General features: G+C 65.6%; 18 protein-coding genes. 6 read left to right on the top strand and 12 right to left on the bottom strand.

The features are described from left to right. Window positions 1-83 precede the first annotated feature (83 nt). From Herbaro_RS01530 to yacG, 5 genes are all read left to right on the top strand, one after another. Window positions 84-611, top strand: a complete 528-nt coding sequence (locus Herbaro_RS01530; protein WP_275012089.1) for a type II secretion system F family protein — start codon at window positions 84-86, stop codon at window positions 609-611. Further along, complete coding sequence (locus Herbaro_RS01525; protein WP_275012088.1) at window positions 611-1,474, top strand: prepilin peptidase; 864 nt, start codon at window positions 611-613, stop codon at window positions 1,472-1,474. Before Herbaro_RS01530 ends, Herbaro_RS01525 begins: the two co-directional genes overlap by 1 nt. 8 nt (window positions 1,475-1,482) lie before the next feature. Further along, window positions 1,483-2,106 carry a dephospho-CoA kinase gene (gene coaE / locus Herbaro_RS01520; RefSeq protein WP_275012087.1) on the top strand — a complete coding sequence of 208 codons (624 nt, stop codon included), beginning with the start codon at window positions 1,483-1,485 and terminating at the stop codon, window positions 2,104-2,106. A 204-nt stretch (window positions 2,107-2,310) separates the two neighbouring features. After that, window positions 2,311-3,066, top strand: a complete 756-nt coding sequence (zapD, locus tag Herbaro_RS01515) for a cell division protein ZapD (protein WP_275012086.1) — start codon at window positions 2,311-2,313, stop codon at window positions 3,064-3,066. A 9-nt stretch (window positions 3,067-3,075) separates the two neighbouring features. Next, a complete protein-coding gene (gene yacG / locus Herbaro_RS01510) occupies window positions 3,076-3,261 on the top strand; it encodes a DNA gyrase inhibitor YacG (RefSeq protein WP_275012085.1) in 186 nt (61 codons plus the stop codon). Window positions 3,262-3,375: 114 nt separating this feature from the next. Here the strand turns inward: yacG and mutT are convergent, their stop codons facing one another. From mutT to Herbaro_RS01475, 7 genes are all read right to left on the bottom strand, one after another. Beyond that, a complete protein-coding gene (mutT, locus tag Herbaro_RS01505; protein ID WP_275012084.1) occupies window positions 3,376-3,795 on the bottom strand; it encodes an 8-oxo-dGTP diphosphatase MutT in 420 nt (139 codons plus the stop codon). Further along, window positions 3,795-4,670, bottom strand: coding sequence for an ATP-binding protein (locus Herbaro_RS01500; protein ID WP_275012083.1), 876 nt, complete (start codon window positions 4,668-4,670; stop codon window positions 3,795-3,797). Before Herbaro_RS01500 ends, mutT begins: the two co-directional genes overlap by 1 nt. Before the next feature lie 287 nt (window positions 4,671-4,957). Continuing rightward, on the bottom strand, window positions 4,958-6,193 hold the full coding sequence (gene argJ / locus Herbaro_RS01495; protein WP_275012082.1) for a bifunctional glutamate N-acetyltransferase/amino-acid acetyltransferase ArgJ: 1,236 nt from the start codon (window positions 6,191-6,193) through the stop codon (window positions 4,958-4,960). A gap of 46 nt (window positions 6,194-6,239) precedes the next feature. Next, window positions 6,240-6,986, bottom strand: coding sequence for an SGNH/GDSL hydrolase family protein (locus Herbaro_RS01490; protein WP_275012081.1), 747 nt, complete (start codon window positions 6,984-6,986; stop codon window positions 6,240-6,242). Between the two features lie 6 nt (window positions 6,987-6,992). Then, window positions 6,993-7,754, bottom strand: a complete 762-nt coding sequence (locus tag Herbaro_RS01485) for a DUF2272 domain-containing protein (protein ID WP_275013936.1) — start codon at window positions 7,752-7,754, stop codon at window positions 6,993-6,995. 162 nt (window positions 7,755-7,916) lie between these two features. Then, a complete protein-coding gene (gene secA / locus Herbaro_RS01480) occupies window positions 7,917-10,670 on the bottom strand; it encodes a preprotein translocase subunit SecA (RefSeq protein WP_275012080.1) in 2,754 nt (917 codons plus the stop codon). A gap of 229 nt (window positions 10,671-10,899) precedes the next feature. Then, window positions 10,900-11,877, bottom strand: coding sequence for a M23 family metallopeptidase (locus Herbaro_RS01475; RefSeq protein ID WP_275012079.1), 978 nt, complete (start codon window positions 11,875-11,877; stop codon window positions 10,900-10,902). A 95-nt stretch (window positions 11,878-11,972) separates the two neighbouring features. Between Herbaro_RS01475 and Herbaro_RS01470 the strand changes: the two genes are divergently transcribed. Further along, window positions 11,973-12,482 carry a DciA family protein gene (locus Herbaro_RS01470; RefSeq protein ID WP_275012078.1) on the top strand — a complete coding sequence of 170 codons (510 nt, stop codon included), beginning with the start codon at window positions 11,973-11,975 and terminating at the stop codon, window positions 12,480-12,482. Window positions 12,483-12,623: 141 nt separating this feature from the next. Here the strand turns inward: Herbaro_RS01470 and lpxC are convergent, their stop codons facing one another. From lpxC to Herbaro_RS01445, 5 genes are all read right to left on the bottom strand, one after another. Continuing rightward, window positions 12,624-13,559, bottom strand: a complete 936-nt coding sequence (gene lpxC, locus Herbaro_RS01465) for a UDP-3-O-acyl-N-acetylglucosamine deacetylase (protein WP_275012077.1) — start codon at window positions 13,557-13,559, stop codon at window positions 12,624-12,626. Between the two features lie 174 nt (window positions 13,560-13,733). Further along, window positions 13,734-14,237 carry a peroxiredoxin gene (locus tag Herbaro_RS01460; protein ID WP_275012076.1) on the bottom strand — a complete coding sequence of 168 codons (504 nt, stop codon included), beginning with the start codon at window positions 14,235-14,237 and terminating at the stop codon, window positions 13,734-13,736. A gap of 157 nt (window positions 14,238-14,394) precedes the next feature. After that, the gene (gene ftsZ, locus Herbaro_RS01455) at window positions 14,395-15,582 is read right to left on the bottom strand and encodes a cell division protein FtsZ (protein WP_275012075.1); all 1,188 of its coding nucleotides are present in this window, start codon (window positions 15,580-15,582) and stop codon (window positions 14,395-14,397) included. Window positions 15,583-15,876: 294 nt separating this feature from the next. After that, window positions 15,877-17,109 (bottom strand): cell division protein FtsA, encoded by a 1,233-nt coding sequence (gene ftsA, locus Herbaro_RS01450; RefSeq protein ID WP_209606815.1) that lies wholly within the window; start codon window positions 17,107-17,109, stop codon window positions 15,877-15,879. Window positions 17,110-17,120: 11 nt separating this feature from the next. Continuing rightward, window positions 17,121-17,891, bottom strand: a complete 771-nt coding sequence (locus Herbaro_RS01445; protein ID WP_275012074.1) for a cell division protein FtsQ/DivIB — start codon at window positions 17,889-17,891, stop codon at window positions 17,121-17,123. Window positions 17,892-17,897: the final 6 nt, after the last annotated feature.

The following is a 17,897-nucleotide window of genomic DNA, read 5'->3' as shown; positions in this document are numbered from 1 at the left end:
ATGTTCCGCAACTTCGGCGCCGAACTGCCGCTGCCGACCCGCATCGTGATGGAATCGTCGCGCCTGCTGGCCCGCTGCCGGCCGTGCTGGGCGCCCTGGGCATCGCTTCGGCGCAAGCCTGGCGCCGCCTGCCGCGCCTGCGGGCGCAGGTCCAGCGCGCCAGCCTCGGGCTGCCGCTGTTCGGCCCGCTGCTGCGCCGGGCCGCCATCGCGCGCTGGAGCCGCACCTTCGGCACCCTGCTGGGCGCCGGCGTGCCGCTGCTGGAGACCCTGGAGACCGTGGCCGGCGCCGTCGGCAACGTGGTCTACGCCGAGGCCAGCCTGGCCATCCGCGAGGCCGCGCGCGGCGGCGCCTCGCTGCACGGCGCCATGCAGGCTGCCGGCGCCTTTCCCGACCTGGCCGTGCAGATGGTGGCCGTAGGCGAGGAGGCCGGGGCGCTGGACGCCATGCTGGACAAGATCGCCCAGTTCAACGAACGGGAGGTCGACGACGCCGTCGCCGCGCTCACCAGCCTGATGGAACCGATTATCATGGCGGTTTTAGGTATCCTGATCGGCGCCCTGGTAGTGGCAATGTACCTGCCGGTCTTCCGTATGGGGTCCGTCGTCTGATGCATTTCCTCGCGGCCTGGGCCGAACCGAACAATTGCGCCATCGCGCTGGCAGCGGCCTTGCTGGGCCTGCTGGTGGGCAGCTTCCTGAACGTGGTGATCCATCGCCTGCCGCAGATGATGCTGCGCGACACCGCCAACTTCATCGCCCATGAGCGCGGCGAGGCGCAACCGTACACCGGACGCTACGACCTGCTGCTGCCGCGCTCGGCCTGCCCCCACTGCCAAACCCCTCTGCCGCCGCACCACAACGTGCCGGTCCTGAGCTGGCTGCTGCTGCGCGGCCGCTGCGGCGAGTGCCGCGCCCCCATCGGGCTGCGCTATCCGGCGGTCGAACTGCTCACGGCCGGCCTGTTCGCGCTGGCCGCCTGGCGCTTCGGCGCCGGCCTGACCGGGCTGGCGGTGATGGCCTGCGGCGCCTTCCTGGTGGCGCTGGCCTTCATCGATGCCGGCACCATGCTGCTGCCCGACGACCTTACCCTGCCGCTCCTGTGGCTGGGCCTGCTGGTCAACCTGAACCACCGCATCGCGCCGCTGCACGACGCGGTGCTGGGCGCGGCCGCCGGCTATGCCGCGCTGTGGCTGATCTTCTGGATCTTCAAATTGGCCACCGGCAAGGAAGGCCTGGGCTACGGCGACTTCAAGCTGATGGCCGCGCTGGGCGCCTGGCTGGGCTGGCAGGCGCTGCCGCTGGTGCTGCTGTCAGCCTGCGCGATGGGCGCCGCGGCGGGCATCGCGCTGGTGCTCGCCGGCCGCCACCAGCGCGGCCAGGCCCTCCCCTTCGGACCTTATCTGGCGATTGCGGGTATGCTGGCGCTGCTGTACGGCAGCGACTGGCTGACCTTCGGCATTTACGACTACTAAGACTTTCCATGACATCCAATGCGCAGCGCTTCACGGTCGGCCTGACCGGCGGCATCGGCAGCGGCAAGACCACCGTGGCGAACCTGTTCGGCGAACTCGGCGCTTCGCTGGTCGATACCGATGCCATCGCCCATGAACTCACCGTCCCCGGCGGCCTGGCCATCGACGCCATCCGCGAACGCTTCGGCGCCGGCTTCATCGACGCCAGCGGCGCCATGGATCGGGCGCGCATGCGCAGCCACGTGTTCGGCAACGCCGGCGCCCGCCATGAGCTGGAAGCCATCCTGCACCCGCTGATCCGCAGCCAGACCGCGCGCGCGGCCGAGGCCGCCACCGGCGCCTACATCATCTTCGTGGTGCCGCTGCTGGTGGAATCGGGCACCTGGGTCGGCCGCACTTCGCGCGTGCTGGTGGTCGATTGCGAGGAAGAAGTGCAGATCGGGCGCGTCATGCGCCGCAACGGCCTGCAGCGCCATGAGGTGGAAGCCATCATGGCGGCCCAGGCCAGCCGCTTTGCGCGCCTGGCGGTGGCCGACGACGTGATCGAGAACAATGACGGCAATGCGGCGCTGCCGCCGCTGGTGCAGGCGCTGCATGCGCGCTATCTGGCGCTGGCCGACGCCGCCGGCTGATCCCCCGTCCAGCGCCGGCGGCGCGCGAAATTCTTTATATCGGCCCGCCGCCGGGGCGCGGCGCGCATTTCATTGCGCCCCGCATTTGTATTTTTCCTCTGCATGGGTCAGAATCACAAAAATTGCAATGCAGCCGACAATGGCCCGAGCGCCGGCTGACAGTGGCTCTATCGAATCCGGTTCAACCAATTAAGGGATCATGCTTTGATCGTCTACGAATACCCTTTCAACGAGCGTATTCGCACGCTGTTGCGACTGGAAGACCTGTACGAGAAGTTTGTCTTCTTCCTGCACCAGGAAAGCCCGCAACAGCATCACATCGCCCTTGCCACCATTTTTGAAATGCTGGAGGTAGCCGGACGCGCCGACCTCAAGTCGGACCTGCTGCAAGAGCTGGAACGCCAGAAGCAGATCCTGTTGGCCTACCAGAGCAATCCCAATGTCGAGCCCGAGATGCTCAACGCCATCCTCTCCGAAGTCGACAAGGCCAGCAGCGCGCTGGCGGCGGCCCAGGGCAAGACCGGCCAGAACATCCGGGACAATGAATGGCTGATGAGCATCCGCGGCCGCACCATCATCCCCGGCGGCGCCTGCGAGTTCGACCTGCCGGCCTACTATGCCTGGCAACAGCATCCCTTCGAGCGCCGCTTCAACGACATCTCCAACTGGTTCGCGCCGCTGATCCCGCTGTTCGACGCCATCTCCATCGTGATGCGCCTGCTGCGCGAGTCCGGCCACGCAGTCAAGATCAATGCCGAAGGCGGCAGCTACCAGCAGATGCTGCAAGGCAAGGTCTACCAGATGCTGCGCCTGTCGCTGGACATGGAACTGGGCGCCATCCCCGAGATCTCGGCCAACAAGTACATGCTGTGGGTGCGTTTCACCCGCCAGGACGGCGACGAGAAGCCGCGCTCCTTCGAAGGCGAAGTGCCGTTCGAACTGGCGCTGTGCGGGTTCTGAGGAGGAGCGATGGCTACTGTTGTCGACTGCCCGACCTGCGGCGCCAAGGTGGAATGGGCTGAAAAGAACAAGTTCCGCCCGTTCTGCTCCGAACGCTGCAAGCAAATCGACCTCGGCGCCTGGGCCGAGGAAAAGTACACGATTCCGGCAGTCAACCTGCCGCAGGAGATCGAGGACGACAAACCTCTTCAGTGAACCGAAGGCAAACGTCGATAGTCCCTGGTCAACAAAAAAGCCGCATGCAGCGGCTTTTTTATTTCCCTCTCGCCTCGCGCCGCCGTTCGCGGCGGATAGCCTGAACGGGCACGTTCAGCTCTTGTCCCGTTCGCCGTAGCGCAGCTGGTCCAGCCATTCGATCAGCGGGATGGTGGCCGGCAGCAGCGGCTCCACGCCCACGCCGCCCTGCCAGGCGAAGGCCTGGCCTTCCAGGCTTTGCGGCTCGCCGCGCCAGCTGCGGCTGATGTAGAAATGCAGGCGGACATGCGCGTGCGGGTAGACATGCTCGACGCCGCACCAGCCCTCGCCGTCCAGCACCTCGATGCCCAGCTCTTCCTTGAACTCGCGCTGCAGGGCGGCGAAGATGCTCTCGCCGGCCTCCACCTTGCCGCCCGGGAACTCCCAGTAGCCGGCGTAGGGCTTGCCTTCCGGGCGCTGCCCCAGCAGCACGTCGCCGTTGGGCTGCATGAGGATGCCGACGGCGACGTCGATGGGCTTGGCGGCGTCGCTCATCAGGCCTGCGCCTTGCCGGCGTAGTCGCGGGCGAACTGCCAGGCCACGCGGCCCGAGCGCGAGCTGCGCTGCAGCGCCCAGCGCAGGGCGTCGGCGCGGGCGTCGGCGATCTGCTGCTCGTTGCAGCCGAAATGGCGCAGCCAGTGGGCGACGATCTCCAGGAAGTCGTCCTGCTTGAACGGGTAGAAGGTCACCCACAGGCCGAAGCGCTCGGACAGCGAGATCTTTTCTTCCACCGTCTCGCCCGGATGCAGGTCGCCGTCGTCGGTGTGGGTGTAGGTGCTGTTGTCGGACAGGCGCTCCGGCATCAGGTGGCGGCGGTTGGAGGTGGCGTAGATCAGCACGTTGTCGGATTGCGCCGCGATACTGCCGTCCAGCGCCACCTTGAGCGCCTTGTAGCCGCCCTCGCCCTCCTCGAACGAGAGGTCGTCGCAAAACACGATGAAGCGCTCGGGCCGGGCCGAGACCAGCTCGACGATATCCTGCAGGTCGTGCAGGTCGTCCTTGTCGACCTCGATCAGGCGCAGGCCGCGCTCGGCGTACTGGTTCAGGCAGGCCTTGATCAGAGAGGACTTGCCGGTGCCGCGCGCGCCGGTCAGCAGCACGTTATTGGCCGGGCGGCCGTCGACGAACTGCTTGGTGTTCTGGTCGATCTGCTCTTTCTGCGGGCCGATGTTATGCAGGTCGGACAGGCCGATCTGCGAGATATGGCCGACCGGCTGCAGGTAGCCGGCACGCTGGGCGGTGGCGCCGCGCCAGCGGAAGGCGACGCCGGCGCTCCAGTCCGGTTCGCGGTTGGCGGCATTGGGCAGGATGGCTTCGACGCGCGCCAGCAAGGCTTCGGCGCGCTGCAGGAATTGGTCTAACTGGGTCATGATGCGTTCGTGATGGTGGTGAGAGCCCATTGTGGCGCAAGGCCGCAACTGGCTGGGTGAATTAAATTGACCGAGGGCTCCGGGCATTCATGTTGCCACCACCGCCACGGCACAGCGCCCGACAGGGATGGGTCGGGAACTGCAAACCAAGAGTAAACCTGTCCAAACCTCGTGGACGTCGTACGGGTGTCAGGCGGGATGAGATGCAAGGCGCAAACCGCAGCCAGGCTGGCGCCTGGCGAGGATTTGCAACGCGACAGATCGCCCGCCTGACACCCGTACGACGTTCACGAGCGGTAGTCGGCGTTGATGGTGACGTACTCGTGCGACAGGTCGCAAGTCCAGATCGAGGCCTTGGCCGCGCCGCGCGCCAGCTTCACGCGCACCACGATCTCGGCCTTCTTCATCACGCGCTGGCCGTCTTCCTCGCGGTAGTCGGGATTGCGGCCGCCGTCCTTGGCCACCCAGACGTCGTCCAGCCACAGGTTGAGCTTGGACACGTCCAGGTCCTCCACGCCGGCGTAGCCGATGGCGGCCAGGATGCGGCCCAGGTTCGGGTCGGAGGCGAAGAAGGCGGTCTTGACCAGCGGCGAGTGACCGATCGAGTAGGCGATCTGGCGGCACTCCTCGATGCTCTTGCCGTCTTCCACGGCCACTTCGATGAACTTGGTGGCGCCCTCGCCGTCGCGCACGATCTGGTGCGCCAGGTGCTGCGACAGCGCGGTCACGGCGGCCGCCAGCTCCTTGTACTCGGCGCTGTCGGCGCTGGCGATCTCCAGTTCGCCGGCGCCGGTCGCCATCAGGATGAAGGAATCGTTGGTGGAGGTGTCGCCGTCGATGGTGATGCAGTTGAACGAGTGGTCGGCGGCGTCCTTCACCAGCTGGTTCAGCAGCGCCTGCGGCAGCTTGGCGTCGAAGGCCAGGAAGCCCAGCATGGTCGCCATGTTGGGCTTGATCATGCCGGCGCCCTTGCTGATGCCGGTCATCACCACCTGCTTGCCGCCGATGGTGACGGTGCGCGAAGCCGCCTTGGGCTGGGTGTCGGTGGTCATGATGGCTTCGGCGGCGTTGAACCAGTTGTCGGCCTTCAGGTTGCCGATCGCCTGCGGCAGGCCGGCGATGATGCGCTCCACCGGCAGCGGCTCCAGGATCACGCCGGTCGAGAACGGCAGGATCTGCTTCGGGTCGCAGCCCAGTTGCGCGGCCAGCGCGTCGCAGGTGGCGTGGGCGCGCTTCAAGCCCTCTTCGCCGGTGCCGGCGTTGGCGTTGCCGGTATTGATCACCAGCGCGCGGATCGGCTTGTCGGCCGTGAGCGCTGCCAGGTTGGCCTTGCTGATCTGCACCGGCGCGGCGCAGAAGCGGTTCTTGGTGAACACGCCGGCGACGGTCGCCGTGGGCGCCAGCTTGAGCACCAGCAGGTCCTTGCGGTTGGCCTTGCGCACGCCCGCTTCGGCATGGCCGAGTTCGACGCCGGCGACGGCTTTCAGGTCGGAAGAGACGGGAATCGGGGAATTGACGGCCATGGCGAGCTTTCAGCGTAAAAATTCGGAACGCGTATTTTAAACAAATTCAGTCGCGCCCTGATGACATGCGCATGAACTCGGCCTCGATGATCTCGGCCGCCATGCGCGCCCACCGGGCGTACTGGCCGTGGCCGGGATGGAATTTGTCGATCGCCATCTCATGCGGCAGCGCCCATTGCAGCGAGCAGTAGCGCAGCGCCGGATCCTCTGCGATCCAGGCGCGCAGCGCACGGTCGAGCTTGCGCGCGTAGCGGCCCAGGTACCAGCGTAGCGGCTGCGGCGCCGCCGGCAGCGTGTGCAGCGGCGGCAGGCCGGTGAACACGATGTGCGCGACGCCGGCCTGCGCCATCAAACGGCCGGCCAACAGCTTGAGGTTGGCCACATATTGCCGCGGCGGCATCTGCGAGGTGACGTCGTTGGTGCCCAGCGCCACCACCAGCACCGTGGCCGGGCCGATCTCATGCTGCGCCAGCAGCGCCAGCGCTTCCAGCGAATTGACGCCGCTTTGCGCCACCAGCCGCCAGGCCACCGGCCGGCCGCTGCGGGCGGCCAGGTGGCGCGCCAGCGGCAGGGCCAGCGCCTGCTCCTGGTGCGCGACGCCGACGCCGGCGGCCGAAGAGTCGCCCACCACCAGCAGGTTCAGGGCTTCGCTCGCCGTGGGCACAGCGGCCGGCGGCAGCTCCACGCCCAGGCGCGGGCCGGCCGCCTCTGGCAGGCGCAGCGCAGTCTTGCGCAGCCACTTGCCCTGGGCCAGCAGGATCGGTCCGAGCAGGATCTTGGCCAGCACCAGCATGGCGGCTTACGGCAACAGGTTCTTGACCACCACCAGCCATGGACGCTGGGCGATCTGCAGCGCGCGTCCCTGGTCGTCGACCGGGATCAGCGACTCCGACACCGAGTTGAACACGTTGCCGCCGATGGCGCCGGCCCAGCCTTCATTGGCATGCACCTCGACCACCAGGTCGCAATGCCCGGCCAGGCCGGGGCGGATGTCGTCGAGCGTGGCGGCGTTGTTGTTGCCGCGCGGCGCGCAGATCAGGTCGCCCGGCGCGATCGGCTCAGTCGCGGCCGGGCGCAGCACGAACTGGGGCGAGGGACGCGCTTCGCGCTCCTTGAGGAAGCTCAGGTAGTTGAAGTGCGTCTCGCTGGGCGCGAAGTCTTGCGGCGCGACGTTGGAGGACACCATCAGCCAGGAGATGAATGCGGCCGACCAGGCCTGCTGGCAGTCGGCGCCGGTCAGGTTCTTGCCGACCGCGTGCCAGTATTCGGCCACGCGCTGCACCGCCTCGCCCTCGTCCTCCAGCAGGCCCAGGCGCGGCGCGCTCAGGGTCTCGTGCCGCATGTCGATCTGCTGGTTGCCGAAAAAGTCCCACTCGGCCCTGGCCGCGGCCACCAGCGCGGCGCGCGTGGGCGGCGCGATGCTGATGGCCACCGCCGGCACGGTGCCAGCCTCCTCCACCGGCGCCGCCGCGGCGCGCACCGGGGCATAGCCGGGATCGGAAGATTCGCGCCAGCCGGGCATCGGGCTGGAAGCGCAGCCGGCCAGCATGAGAACGCCCATGACCAGGATGGCGCTGACGATCTTCGTGGGGCCGATGAGATTGATGGCGCGGGTGGCGTTGGCGGCTTGCATCTTGTTGTTCTCCAAAAAACTCGCTCGAAAAAAAGCCGCTCACCAGGACAATGGTGAACGGCCTTTTCCTTCAGGCTGCGGGCGGCTGGATCAGGCCAGCTTGCCGTGGCACTGCTTGTACTTCTTGCCGCTGCCGCAAGGGCAAGGGTCGTTGCGGCCGACCTTCGGGAATTCCGAATCGTCCGCCGGCTCGCTCTGCGCGGTGGGCGCCATCAGTTCTTCCGGCGCGGCGTCGGGATTGAAGTCGGCGTGCTGGTAGTTGACGTTGATGGGCGAGCCGCCGGCCATGCTTTCCTCGGCCGCTTCGATTTCCTCGCGGCTCTGGATGCGTACCGTCATCACGACCTTGATCACTTCGTTCTTGATCAGGTCCAGCATCTGGGCGAACAGCTCGAAGGCTTCGCGCTTGTATTCCTGCTTGGGGTTCTTCTGCGCGTAGCCGCGCAGGTGGATGCCCTGGCGCAGGTGATCCAGCGCGGCCAGGTGTTCGCGCCAGTGGTTGTCGATGCTCTGCAGCATGACGCTGCGCTCGAAGCCGGCGAAGGCCTCGGTGCCGACCACGGCGACCTTGGCTTCGTAGGTCTCGCGGGCAGCCGTCAGCACGCGCTCCAGCAAGTCCTCGTCGGACAGGTCGGGCTCGGCTTCCAGCATGGCGTCGAGCGGCACGTCCAGCTGCCATTCGTTCTTCAGCACGGCCTGCAGGCCGGGGATGTCCCACTGCTCTTCCATCGACTCGGCCGGCACGTATTCGCGGAACAGGTCGGTGAACACGCCTTCGCGCAGCGAGGAAATCATCTCGCCCATTTCGGCCGCTTCCAGCAGTTCGTTGCGCTGCTGGTAGATCACCTTGCGCTGGTCGTTGGCGACGTCGTCGTATTCCAGCAGCTGCTTGCGGATGTCGAAGTTGCGGGCTTCGACCTTGCGCTGCGCCGATTCGATCGAGCGGGTCACGATGCCGGCTTCGATCGGTTCGCCTTCGGGCATCTTCAGGCGGTCCATGATGGCGCGCACGCGGTCGCCGGCGAAGATGCGCAGCAGCGCGTCGTCCAGCGACAGGTAGAAGCGCGAGGAGCCGGGGTCGCCCTGGCGCGCGGAACGGCCGCGCAGCTGGTTGTCGACGCGGCGCGACTCATGGCGCTCGGTGCCGATGATGTGCAGGCCGCCGGCGTTGACCACGTGGTCGTGCAGCGATTGCCATTCGTCGCGCAGCTGCCTGGCGCGCGCGGCCTTGTCGTCGTCGCTCAGGGCGGCGTCGGCTTCGATCAGCTGCACCTGCTTGTCGACGTTGCCGCCCAGCACGATGTCGGTGCCGCGGCCGGCCATGTTGGTGGCGATGGTGATCATCTTGGGACGGCCGGCCTGCGCCACGATCTCCGCCTCACGCGCGTGCTGCTTGGCGTTCAAGACGTTGTGCGGCAGCTTGGCCTTGGTCAGGATGCCCGACAGCAGTTCGGAATTCTCGATCGAGGTGGTGCCCACCAGCACCGGCTGGCCGCGCTCATAGCAGTCCTGGATGTCCTTCAGCATCGCCAGGTACTTCTCCTGGGCGGTCTTGTAGACCTGGTCCTGGCGATCCTTGCGGGCGTTCGGGCGGTTCGGCGGGATCACCACGGTTTCCAGCTGGTAGATCTCCTGGAATTCGTAGGCTTCGGTATCGGCCGTGCCGGTCATGCCGGACAGCTTGGCGTACATGCGGAAGTAGTTCTGGAAGGTGATCGAGGCCAGGGTCTGGTTCTCGTTCTGGATCTTCACGCCTTCCTTGGCTTCGACGGCCTGGTGCAGGCCATCGGACCAGCGGCGGCCGGTCATCAGGCGGCCGGTGAATTCGTCGACGATGGTGACTTCGCCGTTCTGCACCACGTAGTGCTGGTCCTTGTGGTACAGCGTGTGCGCGCGCAGGGCGGCGTACAGGTGGTGGATCAGCGTGATGTTGGCGGCGTCGTAGAGCGAGGCGCCTTCCGGCAGCAGGCCCATCTGGGTCAGGATCTCTTCGGCCTTGTCGTGGCCGGCCTCGGTCAGCAGAACCTGGTGGCTCTTCTCGTCCTTGGTGTAGTCGCCGGGGACTTCGACCTTGCCCTTGCCGTCCGGCGTTTCCTCGCCGATCTGCAGCGTCAGCAGCGGCGGCACGGCATTGATCTTGTGGTACAGCTCGGTGTGGTTCTCGGCCTGGCCGGAGATGATCAGCGGGGTGCGCGCCTCGTCGATGAGGATCGAGTCCACTTCATCGACGATGGCGAAGTTCAGGGTGCGCTGCACGCGGTCGTCGGCGTCGAACACCATGTTGTCGCGCAGGTAGTCGAAGCCGAACTCGTTGTTGGTGCCGTAGGTGATGTCGGCGGCGTAGGCTTCCTGCTTGACGTCGTGTTCCATCTGCGACAGGTTCACGCCGGTGGTCAGGCCCAGCCAGCCGTACAGGCGTCCCATGTCGTCGGCATCGCGCTGGGCCAGGTAATCGTTGACGGTCACCACGTGCACGCCCTTGCCCGACAGTGCGTTCAGGTAGGCCGGCAGGGTCGCCATCAGGGTCTTGCCCTCGCCGGTGCGCATCTCGGCGATCTTGCCGAAGTGCAGCGCCATGCCGCCGATCAGCTGCACGTCGAAGTGGCGCATCTTGAGCACGCGGCGGCTGGCTTCGCGGCAGACCGCGAAGGCTTCCGGCAGCACCGCGTCCAGCGTTTCGCCGCCGGCGATGCGCTCTTTGAATTCGGGTGTCTTGGCTTGAAGTTCGGCGTCCGTCAGTTTCTCGACCGACGGTTCCAGCGCGTTAATCTGGCGGACGATTTTTTGATATTGTTTGAGCAACCGCTGGTTACGGCTACCGAAAATCTTGGTCAGGAATGACATGCTTGGATTCTATAAAAGCGCCGATGAAAGATCCGGCAGGCAGACGTCTGGCACCCGGCCGAAAGAACGCCCAATAATAAACCGCCGATTTTAGCACGCAGGCCCCGTGGCATGGCTTTCCCGGGCCTGCGGCAGGCCGCATCGCCTGTAGATCGGGCCCGATTGCAAAGATTCAATAGAAAAACCCGCCTGCAGGCGGGTTTTGCTTGGGGGATCGGCAAGAAAACGCTCAGCGCCCGGCCACGAACACCGGCAACTGCTTGGGCTGGTTGCCGCCGTTGGCGCCCAGCGCCAGGAACTTGCGCGGATCCTGCGCAATACCGCGGATGCGCACCTCGAAGTGCAGGTGGGCGCCGGTCGAGCGGCCGGTCGAGCCGACGTCGGCCACGTGCTGGCCGCGCTTGACGATGTCGCCCACCTTCACGTACAGCTGCGAGGCATGGGCGTAGCGCGTGATGATGTTGTTGCCGTGATCGATCTCCAGCATGTTGCCGAACTGATAATGGTATTCGGAGGCGATCACCACGCCGGCGGCGGCGGCCACGATGCGGGTGCCGACCGGGGCCGGGAAATCCAGGCCTTCATGGAAGGCGTTGTGGCCGCTGAAGGGATCGAGGCGCCAGCCGAAGCTCGAGGAGTTGTAGGCGACGTTGACCGGCTGGTTGGTCGGCAGCAGGCGCGACTTGATCTTGTCGCCCATCAGCGTGGACTCGACCGCATTCAGGTAGTCGGCGCGATGACCGGCATCGACCAGCAACGAATCGAGCATGCGGCGCAGCTCATCCATGCCGACTTCGCGCCCCGGCCCGGCCAGGCTGGATTGCTCGGCGCCGCCGCGGCCGGGCAGCTCCTTGAAGTTGAACTCCTCGGGGCGGATGCCGGCCAGGCCCTGCACCCGTTCGCCCAGGGCGTCCAGGCGCATCATCTGGGCCTGCATCTCGCCGACCTTGACGGCCATCATGCCCAGGTTTTCCTTGAGGAATTTTTCCTTGCGGTCGTCTTCCTGCTGGCTCATGGACATGGCCAGCTTGCGGAACATCGGCGAGGCGTCGGCCTCGCCCGCATGGCGCAGCACCAGGTAGGACACCAGCGCGGAACAAGCCGCCACGGTGACGGCCAGGAGGAACAGCAGGATGATCAGGTGCTTCGAACCCAGCGTGACGGAGCGCGCCTTGGTGAAACGGGGGTGCAACAGGATAATTTGCATCTTTGCTCCTTGGAACCTGTCATGGAGCGGCATCGCCGCGCGAACAGGTCCCTAGACTCCATCCGCCTGGCAGGCGGATGTGATAAGGTTTAAAGATGAAGCACGCATCCACTTTCACCCCTTATCGGCCGGCTCCCACGAGCGCTCAACGCATGGCGAAGAGCACGAAGGGAGCCTCGGATTTCTTGCGGTCGAATACGACGATGGCGGCGCTGCTGCCCGCGCTGTCGCGCATGGCTGCGCTGCAAAAGGCAGTCGCCGCCGGATTGCCCGCGATGTTCGTCGCGTGCGAAATACTGAACTTCGAAACCGGCGCGCTGGTCATGAGCGCGCCCAACGCAGCATTGGCGGCCAGGCTGAAACAACAGCTCCCCAAGCTGCAAGACCGCTTGCAAAAAGACGGATGGCAGGTTAATTCAATACGAATCAAAGTGCAAGTTGGCAAGATTGCGCCACCGCCCGAGCCCAAGCGCATCGTCGAGCTGACCGACAACGCCCTGAGCTCCTTCGCCGAGCTCAGCAGTTCGCTCTCGGCGCATCCCCGCAGCCAGGGCCTGAAGGATGCCATCGACGCCATGATACGGCGTCGCCAGGGCGGCTCATAAGCCGAACAGGGAAGGGAAAGCGGGGTTATTTCCCGGCGGCAAAGCAAACTTCACGCCGTTCTTGTAAAAAATTTACGCTTCAAATGCAAACGCCCCGGCATGCCGGGGCGTTTGCATTTGCCGCTTCCACGGGCGCGGCGCTCAGTTCAGCGCCCACTCCTGCTTGGCTTGCATCACATAGGTCTGCGGCGCGGTTTCCAGCGAGTCGAAGGTCACCACCTCGTAGGAGTCCGGGTTGTTGAGCAGCTCGCGCAGCAACAGGTTGTTCAGGCCGTGGCCGGACTTGTGCGCGTCGTAACTGGCCAGCAGCGGATGGCCGATGATGTAGAGGTCGCCGATGGCGTCCAGGATCTTGTGGCGCACGAACTCATTGTCGTAGCGCAGGCCGTCGGCGTTGAGGATGCGGTACTCGTCCATCACGATCGCGTTCTCGAACGAGCCGCCGCGGGCCAGGCCCATTCCGCGCAGGGTTTCCACGTCCTGCATGAAGCCGAAGGTGCGCGCGCGGGCGATCTCCTTGACGTAGGAGTCGATGCCGAAGTCGACCTCGGCCACCTGGCCGGTGCCGTCCACTGCGGGATGGTTGAACTCGATGAAGAACTTCAGGCGGAAACCGTTGTAGGGCTCCAGGCGCGCCCACTTTTCCTTGTCGCCGGCGCCTTCGCGCACTTCCACGGGCTTCTTCACGCGGATGAATTTCTTGGCGGCGTTCTGCTCCTGCAGGCCGGCCTGCTGCAGCAGGAATACGAAGGAAGAGGCCGAACCGTCCATGATCGGAATTTCTTCCGCGGTCAGGTCGATGTAGAGGTTGTCGATGCCCAGGCCGGCGCAGGCCGACAGCAGGTGCTCGACGGTAGAGACCTTGGCGCCGTCCTTGGTCAGGGTCGAGGCCATGCGGGTGTCGCCCACGCCGGTGGCGACCATGGGCAGCTCGACCACGGGGTCGAGATCGATGCGGCGGAAAATGATGCCGGTGTCCGGCGCGGCCGGACGCAGGGTCAGCTCGACCTTGGTGCCGGAGTGCAAGCCGACGCCGGTGGACTTGACCAGGCTCTTGATTGTGCGTTGTTTCAACATCCGGCCATTATAGCCAAGGCGCGGGAGCGCAGCCGCCCGGGTGTTGCAAATCTGAAGCGAAGGCGCATTGATTTTATCAATGGCGGTCATTGCCTCGCCCGCCGCCATCGAGGCGCATCAGGCGACGCTGGTTCCGGCTTGCGCCGGGAGCCAGCATCTTCGGGGAACGTCGATTTACAGCTGGCCCAGCAGGGTCTCGGCGTTCGACACTTCGAACTTGCCCGGGGCTTCCAGGTTCAGTTGCTTGACCACGCCGTCTTCGAGCAGCATGGAATAGCGCTGCGAGCGGATGCCCATGCCCTTGGCGGTCAGGTCGAATTCCATGCCCAGCTCCTTGGTCAGCGCGGCGCTGCCGTCAGCCAGCATGCGCACCACGCCGGTGGCCTTCTGCTCGCGGCCCCAGGCGCCCATGACGAAGGCGTCGTTGACCGACAGGCACCAGATCTCGTCCACGCCCTTGGCCTTGAACTGGTCGGCCAGCGCGATGTAGCCCGGCACGTGCTTGGCCGAACAGGTCGGGGTGAAGGCGCCGGGCAGCGCGAACAGCGCGATCTTCTTGCCCTTGACCAGCTCGGACACCTTGAAGGCGTTCGGGCCCAGGCTGCAGCCTTCGGTCTCGGTCTCGATGAATTCGGTCAGGGTGCCTTCCGGCAGGCTCTCGCCGATCTTGATGGTCATGGTGTTTCCTCGTCTGGTTGTCAGTATGTGGGTAGGTCCGTGCCTCCGCGCGGGCGAAAAAACGCCGCGCTCGGGGCGCGGCGTTAGTATGCCCTGTTACTCGCCGGGCTGCTGGACATCGGGCAGCCCGGCGAGACGGCGATGGATCCGCCCGCGATCAGTCGGCCTGCTTGCGCAGGAAAGCCGGGATGTCGTAGGTTTCCATGCCGTTCTTTTCCAGCGCGCGCACGGTGTCGGAGGCCGACTCGCGACGCCACACCGCCGGCGCCTTCAGTCCGCCGAAGGCGGCCGCAGGCTGGGCGGCGCCCTGCATCATGGTGCCGGTGCCGGCCATCATCGGCTCGTTGTGGGTGCCGGTGCGCAGGACCGGGGTCTGCACCAGCTGCACGGTCTTGCGGGCGCGGCCCAGGCCGGTGGCCACCACGGTGACGCGGATCTCGTCGCCCATGGTGTCGTCGTAGGCGATGCCCTGGGCGATGGAAGCGTCGGGAGCGGCGAAGGCGCGCACGGTGGCCATCACTTCCTTGATTTCCTTGCCCTTCAGGCTGCGGCTGGCGGTCACGTTGACCAGCACGCCGCGCGCGCCGGACAGGTCGATGCCGTCCAGCAGCGGCGACGCCACGGCCTGCTCGGCCGCCACGCGCGCGCGATCCACGCCGGAAGCGGTCGAGGTGCCCATCATGGCCTTGCCTTGCTCGCCCATGATGGTCTTGACGTCGTTGAAGTCGACGTTGATGTGGCCCGGCACGTTGATGATTTCCGCGATACCGGCGACGGCGTTGTTGAGCACGTCATCGGCGTGGGACAGCCATTCGATCATGCTGTCGTCTTCGTAGATCTCTTCCAGCTTCTCGTTGAGGATGATGATCAGCGAGTCGACGTGCTGGGACAGCTCTTCCAGGCCGGCGTCGGCGATGTCCATGCACTTCTGGCCTTCGTACGAGAACGGCTTGGAAACCACCGCCACGGTCAGCGCGCCCTGTTGCTTGGCGACCTGCGCCACCACGGGAGCGGCGCCGGTGCCGGTGCCGCCGCCCATGCCGGCGGCGATGAAGACCATGTGCGCGCCGCGCAGCGAGTCTTCGATGCGGGAGCGGGTTTCCTCGGCCAGGCGGCGGCCGACTTCCGGCTGCATGCCCGCGCCCAGGCCGGTCTCGCCGATCTGGATGACGTTATGGGCGCGCGATTGCTTGAGCGCCTGCGCGTCGGTGTTGGCGGCGATGAATTCCACGCCGGACACGCCCTTGTTGATCATGTGCTGCACGGCGTTGCCGCCGGCTCCGCCGACGCCGACGACCTTGATGATGGTGCCGAGCGTCGCATTGTCGACCATATCGATTTCCATGATGACTCCTTTAAATATATGTATCTGCAGCTGGCAGTTGATAGGCATCACGCGGTGTGACGACTAGCAACTGATAACTGCCCGTCTATCCAGTTGATTGATGCTGCTTAATTGAGTTACTGCGTTGCCTGATACTGATGCTGCTGCAATTCCAAAAAACCGATCCTGCCAATCCGCTTCCGAATGCCCTCCGGATGAGCGCTGCCGCAATGAAGCCAAAACTCCCAGAACCGTACTGCCGTTGACGCCCATACCGCCAAAACTTTTACATCCTGATGCACTCCGCCGCTTCGTTCAGAAGTTGCCGAGGAACCATTCCTTCATGCGCTGCCAGACCGCCTTCACCGAACCTTCCTGGCGCGTCACGATGTAGCCGCGCAGGTATTGCTTCTTGGCTTCCTGCAGCAGGCCCAGCACCGTGGAGTAGCGCGGGCTGCGCACCACGTCGGCCAGCTGGCCGCTGTATTCCGGCGTGCCCAGGCGCGCCGGCTTGAGGAAGATGTCTTCGGCCAGCTCGGTCATGCCCGGCATCAGCGCCGAGCCGCCGGTGAGGACGATGCCCGAGGACAGCACTTCTTCGTAGCCCGACTCGCGCACCACCTGGTGCACCAGCGCGAACAGCTCTTCCACGCGCGGCTCGATCACCGCCGCCAGCGCCTGGCGCGACAGGGTGCGCGGGTTGCGGTCGCCCAGGCCGGGCACTTCTAGCGTCTCGGTCGGATCGGCCAGGATCTGCTTGGCCACGCCGTAGCGCAGCTTGATTTCCTCGGCTTCCAGCGTCGGCGTGCGCAGCGCCATCGCGATGTCGTTGGTGATCTGGTCGCCGGCGATGGGGATCACCGCGGTATGGCGGATCGCCCCTTCGGTGAACACCGCCACGTCGGTGGTGCCACCGCCGATGTCCACCAGCACCACGCCCAGCTCGCGCTCGTCGGTGGTGAGCACGGCGTCGGCCGAGGCCATCGGCTGCAGGATCAGGTCCGACACTTCCAGGCCGCAGCGGCGCACGCACTTGACGATGTTCTGCACCGCCGAGACCGCGCCGGTCACGATATGCACCTTGACCTCCAGGCGGATGCCGCTCATGCCGATCGGCTCGCGCACGTCTTCCTGGTTGTCGACGATGAATTCCTGGGGCACCGTGTGCAACAGCTGCTGGTCGGTCGGGATGTTGACGGCCTTGGCGGTCTCGATCACGCGCGAGACGTCGGCCGCCGTCACTTCCTTGTCCTTGATGGCGACCATGCCGCTTGAATTGAAGCTGCGGATATGGCTGCCGGCAATGCCGGTATAGACGTTTCTGATCTTGCAGTCGGCCATTAGTTCGGCCTCTTCCAGGGCGCGCTGGATGGATTCGACAGTGGCCTCGATATTGACCACCACGCCCTTCTTCAGCCCCTTGGATTCGGACTGCCCGAGGCCGATCACCTCGTGGCGACCGTCGGCCAGCACTTCGGCCACCACGGCCACCACTTTCGAGGTGCCGATGTCGAGGCCGACGATCAAATTTTTCGCGTCTTTTGTCATATCGTTGTCGCTTATTTCTTCTTTCCGTTCAATGCCGCCAGCACCATTCCATCCGCCTTGAGCGCCATCCCGTTGGGGTAGCGCATGTCGACGCTCTCGATCTTGCCCTGCAACCTCTCCATCAACTGCGGGTACACCGCCACCAGCCGGTCGATCCGTTCCTTGAGCACCGCTTCGCCCTGGTCGCGCCCGAGCTCGACCGTCATGCCGTTGTCCAGCTTCACCGTCCACGCATAGCGGTTGGACAACACCAGCGACTCCGGCTCCAGCTTCAAGGGCGCAAACCACTGGCGGAACTGCACCAGCCGCGTCACCACCTGCTTCTCGCTGCCCTCGGGGCCGTCGAACTCCAGCAGGTCGCCGTCATCCTCGGCCTCGGCCAGGTTGGCGGTGAAGACGTCGCCCTTCTGCGACAACAGCTTGCCGTCCTCACCCCAGGTGCCCAGGGCCTTGTGTTCCTCTACCTTCACCACCAGCCGGTCCGGCCATTCGCGCCTGACCATCGCCCGGCGCACCCACGGCACCGCCTCGAAGGCCGCGCGCACCGCCGACAGGTCGGTGGTGAAGAAATTGCCATGGATGCGCGGCACCGCCGTGGCCCGCACCGTCAACGCATTGACCTTTTCCAGCGGCAACTCGCCCGCGCTTTCGATGCGTATCGTGTGCAGCGTAAACATCGGCCGCTGCGCCACCCACCACAGGCCCGACGCCACCAGGGCCAGCAGCACCAGCGCCAGCAGCGCGCTGCTGATCGCATTTAGCATCTTGACGTCTTGCCACATTCCTTC

It is taken from the genome of Herbaspirillum sp. WKF16 (assembly GCF_028993615.1).
Lineage (GTDB): Bacteria > Pseudomonadota > Gammaproteobacteria > Burkholderiales > Burkholderiaceae_D > Herbaspirillum.
This window is presented reverse-complemented; position numbering and strand designations above follow the sequence as displayed.

Coding starts and splice junctions, on each gene's coding strand:
- yacG (WP_275012085.1), top strand. CDS start 3,076: ATGGCTACTGTTGTCGACTGCCCGACCTGCGGCGCCAAGGTGGAATGG.
- Herbaro_RS01470 (WP_275012078.1), top strand. CDS start 11,973: ATGAAGCACGCATCCACTTTCACCCCTTATCGGCCGGCTCCCACGAGC.
- argJ (WP_275012082.1), bottom strand. CDS start 6,193: ATGGCCGTCAATTCCCCGATTCCCGTCTCTTCCGACCTGAAAGCCGTC.
- Herbaro_RS01445 (WP_275012074.1), bottom strand. CDS start 17,891: ATGTGGCAAGACGTCAAGATGCTAAATGCGATCAGCAGCGCGCTGCTG.
- Herbaro_RS01500 (WP_275012083.1), bottom strand. CDS start 4,670: ATGACCCAGTTAGACCAATTCCTGCAGCGCGCCGAAGCCTTGCTGGCG.
- mutT (WP_275012084.1), bottom strand. CDS start 3,795: ATGAGCGACGCCGCCAAGCCCATCGACGTCGCCGTCGGCATCCTCATG.
- coaE (WP_275012087.1), top strand. CDS start 1,483: ATGACATCCAATGCGCAGCGCTTCACGGTCGGCCTGACCGGCGGCATC.
- Herbaro_RS01490 (WP_275012081.1), bottom strand. CDS start 6,986: ATGCTGGTGCTGGCCAAGATCCTGCTCGGACCGATCCTGCTGGCCCAG.
- Herbaro_RS01475 (WP_275012079.1), bottom strand. CDS start 11,877: ATGCAAATTATCCTGTTGCACCCCCGTTTCACCAAGGCGCGCTCCGTC.
- secA (WP_275012080.1), bottom strand. CDS start 10,670: ATGTCATTCCTGACCAAGATTTTCGGTAGCCGTAACCAGCGGTTGCTC.
- Herbaro_RS01485 (WP_275013936.1), bottom strand. CDS start 7,754: ATGGGCGTTCTCATGCTGGCCGGCTGCGCTTCCAGCCCGATGCCCGGC.
- lpxC (WP_275012077.1), bottom strand. CDS start 13,559: ATGTTGAAACAACGCACAATCAAGAGCCTGGTCAAGTCCACCGGCGTC.
- ftsA (WP_209606815.1), bottom strand. CDS start 17,109: ATGACAAAAGACGCGAAAAATTTGATCGTCGGCCTCGACATCGGCACC.
- Herbaro_RS01525 (WP_275012088.1), top strand. CDS start 611: ATGCATTTCCTCGCGGCCTGGGCCGAACCGAACAATTGCGCCATCGCG.
- ftsZ (WP_275012075.1), bottom strand. CDS start 15,582: ATGGAAATCGATATGGTCGACAATGCGACGCTCGGCACCATCATCAAG.
- Herbaro_RS01460 (WP_275012076.1), bottom strand. CDS start 14,237: ATGACCATCAAGATCGGCGAGAGCCTGCCGGAAGGCACCCTGACCGAA.